Source organism: Acidovorax sp. (assembly GCF_046291265.1).
In the GTDB taxonomy this organism is placed as follows: domain Bacteria; phylum Pseudomonadota; class Gammaproteobacteria; order Burkholderiales; family Burkholderiaceae_C; genus Acidovorax.
This window is the reverse complement of record NZ_JBKBTV010000162.1, coordinates 1-623: the sequence shown is the minus strand read 5'-3', so window position 1 is coordinate 623 and position 623 is coordinate 1. Positions and strand designations below refer to the sequence as shown.

1 pseudogene is annotated in these 623 nt (G+C 75.3%); it reads right to left on the bottom strand.

Annotated elements, in window-relative coordinates:
- Positions 1-623 (bottom strand): annotated as a pseudogene (locus ACK41V_RS23690) (hypothetical protein); the annotation flags it as partial.

The following is a 623-nucleotide window of genomic DNA, read 5'->3' as shown; positions in this document are numbered from 1 at the left end:
CGCCAGCGATCACCTGCACGTGCCCGCCAGCTTCGCCGTCGCCAGAGCTCGCGCCAGCCACCACCGTCACCGACCCGCCCACGCTGCCTCCGCCCACCGCCACAGTCACTGCGCCGCTCTCGCCACCCGCAGCCGCGCCGCTGCTCAGCGTGATGCCGCCGCTCGAGCCCTGGCTCGCGCTGCCAGTCTGCACCAGCACCCGCCCGCTCTCGCCAGACTGCGCGCCAGCGCCAGTCGCCACCGTCACCTGCCCGCTCGCAGCCGACCCGCCGCCCGTCGACAGCACCATCGCGCCGCCGCTGCCGCTGCCGCCACCGCCGCTCAGGATGCTCACAGCGCCGCCCTCGCCAGAGGTGGCCCCGCCAGCAATCACCTGCACGTGCCCGCCAGCATTGCCCGCCTCGCTCGCGTCGCCGCCATACACCGACACCATGCCGCCATCCCCGCTCACGCCCGACCCCACCGACAGCACCATCGCGCCGCCGCTGCCACTGCCGCCACCGCCGCTCAGGATGCTCACAGCGCCGCCCGCGCCAGAGGTGGCCTCGCCAGCGATCACCTGCACGTGCCCGCCAGCTTCGCCGTCGCCAGAGCTCGCGCCAGCCACCACCGTCACCGACCCG